Raw genomic sequence first — 7,618 nt, forward strand, 5'->3', positions numbered from 1 at the left:
GCTCAGCCGATAGGCAGCATTTACTTGTCATAAGATTTAAATCGGTTATTACTTGTATCAATGCATATTACGTGCAATTGCAATCCCATCTTTAAGTGTTCGAGAGAATTGTAATTTACGTGGTTTAAAGCGAATACCAGCACGTCGTAATTTCAACACCATACGCGGCTGCAGATTATTAATCACTAAGCCTATCTGCTGTTTATCAAGACTTTCTTTAATCGATTCAATAGCAATAATCGCACTCATATCCAGCATAGTGACTTCGGACATATCGAGTATGATGACACGAAGATTTGGTGTAACAATTGAAATACTTTGCAATGCTTTTTGCGCTGACCCAAAAAATAATGAACCGTTAATATCATAGATAACAATGCTGTCAGAGAGATCATCATAAACTTCATGATTTTTTTCGACTCGCGAGGTATCTGTTAGAGTAATACTTCGGCGAATAAACAACATAGCAGCTAAACCAATTCCAACGGCCACTGCAATAGTCATATCAAAAAGTACCGTCAGAACAAAACATAAAATAAGTACAATAACATCGTCTTTAGGTGCAACTTTAACCGTACGGATAAAATGTTTAGCTTCACTCATATTCCATGCAACCACTAATAATAATGCCGCCATCGATGCCATGGGGATATAAGCTAACAAAGGTGTCAACGCGAGTATTGAGCCTAGAATAAATAAACCATGCACTACAGCAGCAAGAGGGATCGTACCGCCTGCTTTGATATTTGCCGCCGTGCGAGCTATCGCAGCAGTTGCTGGAATACCACCAAACAATGGCGCAATCATATTACCAATACCTTGGCCGATAAGTTCATCATTGGGGTTATGTTTCTTGCCAGACATTCCGTCAGCGACTACTGCACATAACAAAGACTCAAGCGAGCCTAAAATCGCAATAGTGATCGCGGACGGTAATAGCATTTTGATAAGATCAAAGCTGATGCCAATTGGCTGACCATCTGCATTTGGTAAATTCCATGGCCATTCAAAAGCAGGTAAAATAGCAGGGATACCATCACCGGTTATGCCGTTTATATCATAGTGAAATCGACTGCCAATAGTAGCAACGGAAAAGTCCGCATAAAAATATTGAAGCCCCCAAGCAGTAATAGAACCAACAAGCAGTGCAATCAGATGCCCTGGCACTTTTGAGTGCACTCGTGGCCACAATAATAAAATGACAATGGTAAGCCCACCAATGAAAAATTCTTGAAAATTGATCGTTGGTAATGAATGGATAATTAAAGAGAGTTTTTCAAGATAATCACCTTCAAATGTAGCAATGCTCAGCCCTAAAAAATCTTTTATTTGTAATGTGCCTATAACAACACCAATACCTGCTGTAAATCCAATAATGACTGGGTAAGGAACAATCTCAATAAGCTTTCCAAGCTTACCTACCCCCATCAAAATTAAAAAGATACCCGCCATAAACCCACTGATCAACAATCCCCCGATTCCAAATTGATGAACAATTGGTAACAAGACAACCACAAAGGCTGCTGTAGGTCCTGATATATTTACTTTTGAGCCGCCACAAACAGCAATAAAAAGACCGGAAATAATAGCGGTATACAATCCATGTTGGGGGGGGACACCACTGGCAATAGCTAATGCCATAGAGAGAGGCAAGGCAATAACGCCTACGGCTAACCCTGCTAATACATTTGCTTGAATATCAAAAAGTGTCGGTTTGCTCAAAATAGATTTTTTTAATGCAGAAAACAAGGTGTGCTCACTTATAGGCGCTAACGATAAAATTGGATCTTACTCTTTCATCTTGTATTTCTCAATAATTCATAAAAAAATAGAAGTTAAACTGAGTTATTATTTTTAAAATAAGTACTGAAATTATGAAATTCTTTAAATATTATTCATTGTTATCTTTATTAAATTAAAGGGAAATGTTTTAGCGTTCTCGTGGAGCTGTGTTTCTTAATAGAAATGGAGGTAGTTGATAGAAATGGAGCTAGTTGATAGAAATGGAGGTAGTTGCGTGCATAATTTTAATCAATATGGATCGCTTGCCTTTAATCGAGCTAGTTTGATAATACCTGTTATTAACATTATCTTAAGAGCTTGTTTTGCCTTACTCATAAGAAGATTATTGATGAGCATGAGCGCGATGCTTTAAAAAATTTTGAGACACCTCTATGATGAGCGACTCAAGATCATATTCCTAGCATCCGTTTACCCCCTACAGCTTATTGATTTTTGCGTCTTCAATGTTAATGGTTGTATCGCCTGAATAACGCTTTTACAGCAGAAACAAAAACAGCGCTAAAAAGCGCTGTTTTTTTATTACTTTCTTTACTAGGAACTCTACTGAGGAATTAAAGCCCTAGTTTAGCTAGCTCTTTTTCTACTACTGCAACAGGCAGTGGAATATAACCATCTTTTTTCACTATGCCTTGGCCCTGCTCAGATAACATTAGCTTAATGAACTCAGCTTGTAGCGGTGAAAGTGGTTTGTTTGGGTGCTTGTTAACATATACGTATAGGAAACGAGAGAGTGGGTATTTACCACTGATTGCATTTTCCATGCTTGCTTCAACAAATGGGCCGCCTTTCTTAGATAAAGCTACTGCTTTAACACCTGCTACTTTATAACCAATACCAGAGTAACCGATAGAGTTTAAAGAAGAAGCGACAGATTGAACAACGGATGCTGAACCAGGCTGCTCATTAACAGAGTTTTTAAAGTCACCTTTACATAATGCTTTTGACTTAAAGTAACCGTAAGTACCAGATACCGAATTACGTCCAAATAATTGAATATCTTTACCAGACCAACTACCTTCTAGGCCAACATCAGCCCAGCGAGTAGCATTTTTGTCATTACCACATTTTTGTGTAGAGGAGAAAATCGCATCAACCTGTTTGATTGACAAACCTTTAATTGGGTTATCTTTATTAACAAATACTGCCAGTGCATCAATTGCAACACGAACTTGAGTTGGTTTGTAACCGTAACGCTTCTCGAATGCTTCTATTTCTTTAGACTTCATTTTACGGCTCATTGGACCGAACTGAGAAGTACCTTCTGTAAGAGATGGCGGCGCTGTTGAAGAGCCTGCAGCTTGAATTTGAATGTTAATATTTGGGTATTGGCGTTTAAATTCTTCAGCCCAAAATGTCATCATGTTTGCTAATGTGTCAGAACCAACAGATGAAAGGTTACCAGAAATACCGCTTACTTTAGTGTAAGTTGGCAAAACATGATCTGCTGCAAGAACAGGCGTTGAAATTAATGACGCAGTACCTAAAGTAACCGCTGCTGCTAACATTTTAAGTTTCATTCAAAACTCCATTTTCTACTAAGTTAATTTTTATGATTTGTATTTCATTAATTATTTAACAAAATATTCATTACGCTTCGTAGCGATGTTGCTTAATATGCAGCTTTAATGTGACACTTTGATTACAAGTGAATTATTTTATTCATTTTTTATTCATTGTTTTATGGGTAGAAACAAAAAAGGCTTATTACATTTAAGTAATAAGCCCTTTAAATCATAACGTTAACTATCTTAAATTATTTTTTATTAACGCTAAGTCTGCGTATTAATATTAACGGTAAAGCAAATATCCATAACCAAAAACTTGCACCACCGCTGCGTTTGTAAGGAGTATCACTATTAACTAATGCTTCAGATTTCCAACAGTTCGGGCTGTTATCAGGCTCTGAAGTTAAGTCAGGTGTTAATTTCACCATTATCTGTGATGCATTAGTTTTATTGGTATAGTCGTTATTACTGTCGTATATATAACCTTGAGCCAAAATCACGCCGTTATCATTAATCGCCGTTGCACTTTGTAAACGAATTAACGGATGTGTAACCACACCATCAGCATCCGCGCTGCACAGCAAATCTTCTAAGAACCAACTATCACCGCTGGTTTTATCATATAAAAATGCACTTTGTGTACGAGAATTACCACCTGAAACAGGAGCCGTTTGGTCATAGGCATCGGCTTTACCGACAATCAGACCCTTGTTATTCATATCATAACCTCGGCTATTCGCTCCGACTTTAGAAGCACTGTCGCCAGCTAAACGTTGTTTAGTTGATAATACTTTTTTATTTTCCAATGGCTCGTCAATACTTTTATTGTCGATATCATAAATAAACATTTCTATAGGTTTATTTACATTTTTAGATGATGAGTATTGTCGATTACCCATCACGATATTATCGTCGGTAATCGTTTGAGCCCATGAGTTATAGTAAGTATCATCTTCGTCATAATCACCACTACCATCATAACTTTCATCTGTTGCTGAAGTGATTACTGTTGGTTCCCCATAAACACCGTCGTCACTAGGAGTCATGATTATCGCACGTTGACGCGCACCTACATCGCTATCAGAGTGTTCAAATGATGAAACACCGACGGCAATACCCGCACTGTTAATGTCTAACGCCGCTGCACTGTAAGTAACATCACTGTCTTCGTATGTTGAATCACTATCTAACCATTTTGTTGCCAGAGCAAAACCTGTTATTTCAGTTTCAGTCCCAGTGTATTCCCAAGCCCAAGCTTGTGTATCAAAACCAGGGCAATAAACAAGGTCATTGAGAGTATCAACCTCATCGATATCACCGCTGCTATAACAAAGGTCAAAATTATCAGTATCATCATCACCGCCAGATAAAGACTTACTGCTGCTACCTATAATTAGCGTTTTAGTGATTTGCTTAGGGGCCGTGCCATAAGTCACATCACGCATTTTATAAGCACTAGTGAAGCCACCTTGATCATCATCAAAGGTATCAGGCATTAATGAAACCGATGCAGCGCTGGTACTCGCGTCAGTGATAAAACCACGACGAACAAAGTCACGTTTGCCATCAGTGTAAGGCGCAGACCCGTAACCAACAGCAAAACTGCTGCTTAAAAAACTAGAGTCAACAACATCTGTCACTTTAACATCGGTATCGCTGCCAAAACCTTCGATATTAATATTACTGGTTGCACCAAAGAAATAACTACTTGGATCAGCATTACCAGCATCAATATCAAACATTGCATTACGCCAAGCTTGATAACCATTTTCAAAACTTAAATCTGCACTACTTTCACTACCTTCAAATGCAAAATCACAAATATCATCATCATAAAAACAGGTTTGATTAAAGGTAAAAGGCAATCCTAAGTCGATATCTTGATCTAGTTGCGCTTTGAAAGCGTAAGCTGCAAATAAACTGCCTTCTTCAGTAATAGCTGACGGGAATGGGCCTATAATACTGCCGTCTGTATCAACAGATAATATTTCAACACTATAATAAGGTGTTGTCGTCGCGGCCCAGGCACTGCTTGCAGATAACAGGGCGATAATTGAGATACTTTTTGTGTATTTCATGTAAACATTACTCTCCGTTTTGTAACTCGTCCAATTCTTCCCAACGTGCAAAAGCGGTGTCTAGCTTCTCTTCCGTTTCAGCCAATAGCGCTAAGAATTGGTCGGCTTCTTTTTTATCTTTAGTAAAAAACTCAGGCGTATTAATGGTTTCTTGTAATGTGCCTACTTGCTCTTCTAATTGTTCTAGTAAAGCTGGTAAACCGTCTAATTCAAGTTGAATTTTATATGACAATTTTTTCTTTTTAGCAGGCGCTTTAGACACCGTTTTTTCAACAGCCTGTGTTGATTTTTTTTCTTTAACGTTATTGTCTTTAAAGCTATTGTCTTTAACGTTAATGCCTTTATCGTTAGCCACCGACGCTTCACTTTGCGCTTTATGACGCACAGCATCACTGTAACCACCAACAAATTGTTGAATATTACCATTGCCATCAAAGAACCAAGTGTGTGTTACTGTGTTATCAACAAAACTACGGTCATGGCTCACTAATAATAAGGTGCCTTGGTAATTTGCTAATAACTCTTCTAATAACTCCAGCGTTTCGACATCAAGATCATTGGTCGGTTCATCTAAGATCAAGAAATTACTTGGTTTTAAGAATATTTTGGCTAATAAAAGACGGTTTTTCTCTCCACCTGATAATGCTTTAACTGGCGTACGCGCGCGATCTGGGTGGAACAAGAAGTCTTGTAGGTAACCTAAAACATGGCGTTTATTACCATTGATTTCTACTTCTTGTTTACCTTCTGCTAGGTTATCAACCACGGTTTTTTCAGGATCTAATGCATCGCGGTATTGGTCAAAATAAGCTACTTCTAACTTAGTACCACATTTTACCGTACCTTGATCAGGTTCAATATTACCCAGTAATAATTTAAGTAGTGTACTTTTACCACAGCCATTTCGGCCCACTAATGCAATTTTATCACCACGCATGATCGTGGTTGAAAAGTCACGCACAATACGTAAATCATCGTAACTGTAAGTTAAGCCTTCAGTTTCAAAGATAATTTTACCTGAACGTGCGGCTTCATCGACAATAATTTTGGCTTTGCCTTGTACATTCGTTCGCTCTGAACGCTCTTGTCGTAAAGATTTTAAAGCACGTACACGCCCTTCATTACGAGTTCGACGCGCTTTAATACCTTGACGGATCCAGGTTTCTTCAATGGCTAATTTACGGTCAAATTCTGCATTTTGTTCATCTTCAACACGTAATGCTTCTTCTTTAGCAATTAAGTAATCTTCATAACCACCAGGCCATGAGCTTAACTTACCACGGTCAATATCAACAATACGGGTTGCTAAACGACGAATAAATTCACGGTCATGACTGATAAAAACAATAGAGCCTTGGAATGACATTAAAAATTGCTCAAGCCATTCAATAGTCCCAACATCTAAATGGTTAGTCGGTTCATCCAATAATAATAAATCAGGGTCATTCACTAACGCTTTAGCCAGTGCGACTTTACGTAACCAACCACCGGATAATTGATCCAATGTAATTTCAGGATCAATGGCCAAACGGTCTAAGATTTGGTTGATTTTCGAATCTAATTGCCACGCATTAAGTTGGTCAATTTGTTCCTGTAAGCGTTGTAATTTATTCATCGCTTTTTCACTGCAATCTTCAGCAATGATATGCAATTGTTCATGGTATTGACTCAACACCACACCCGCATTTTCCATGCCTGATGCAACAAAGTCATAGGCACTCATGGTGCTTGCCGTTGGTGGATCTTGCTCAAGACGTGCGATTTTCACATCGTTATTTATTAATAACGAACCATCGTCTAATTGAATACGACCATCAAGGACTTTTAACAGTGTCGATTTACCCGCACCGTTTCTTCCTACTAAACAAACTCGCTCGTTTGGTTCAATAACTAAATTTGATTTATTTAATAATGCACCACCGCCAAAAGCCAGTTCTGCGTTATGTAATGTTAATAATGCCACGGTTATTCACTCTTTATTAGGTGATAAGAATTGTTCGATTTGAGATAACGTAAAAGGCCAATCAAGATGTTGGCCTTTTGCATTTTCTAATACTGGAATACGAATACCAAATGAATCTACCAAGTGTTGCTCGCTAATGATATCGACTAACACATAGTCAACTTGGCATTGTACTAACAATGCCATTGCTTGCTCACAAAGATGGCAACCATCGGTATGATATAAAACAGGTAAACTCATTTTTAATTGTCTATTACTTATAATTTGTT

General features: G+C 38.0%; 5 protein-coding genes. All 5 read right to left on the reverse strand.

Translation table 11 applies throughout. The annotated features are described in order from the left end of the window. Window positions 1-57 precede the first annotated feature (57 nt). Window positions 58-1,749: a C4-dicarboxylic acid transporter DauA gene (gene dauA, locus MT390_RS18915; RefSeq protein ID WP_499442738.1), complete on the reverse strand. Its 1,692-nt coding sequence runs from the start codon at window positions 1,747-1,749 to the stop codon at window positions 58-60. Between the two features lie 605 nt (window positions 1,750-2,354). After that, window positions 2,355-3,320 carry a PstS family phosphate ABC transporter substrate-binding protein gene (locus MT390_RS18920; RefSeq protein WP_166371838.1) on the reverse strand — a complete coding sequence of 322 codons (966 nt, stop codon included), beginning with the start codon at window positions 3,318-3,320 and terminating at the stop codon, window positions 2,355-2,357. Between the two features lie 236 nt (window positions 3,321-3,556). Then, on the reverse strand, window positions 3,557-5,386 hold the full coding sequence (locus MT390_RS18925) for a DUF3466 family protein (protein WP_499442739.1): 1,830 nt from the start codon (window positions 5,384-5,386) through the stop codon (window positions 3,557-3,559). 7 nt (window positions 5,387-5,393) lie between these two features. Continuing rightward, window positions 5,394-7,349 carry an ATP-binding cassette ATPase Uup gene (uup, locus tag MT390_RS18930; RefSeq protein WP_499442740.1) on the reverse strand — a complete coding sequence of 652 codons (1,956 nt, stop codon included), beginning with the start codon at window positions 7,347-7,349 and terminating at the stop codon, window positions 5,394-5,396. A 6-nt stretch (window positions 7,350-7,355) separates the two neighbouring features. Then, a partial coding sequence (locus tag MT390_RS18935; protein ID WP_499442741.1) for a glutaredoxin family protein occupies window positions 7,356-7,618 on the reverse strand: 263 nt, incomplete at its 5' end.

It is taken from the genome of Vibrio sp. 2-Bac 85 (assembly GCF_037546705.1).
Taxonomy (GTDB): Bacteria; Pseudomonadota; Gammaproteobacteria; order Enterobacterales; family Psychromonadaceae; genus Psychromonas.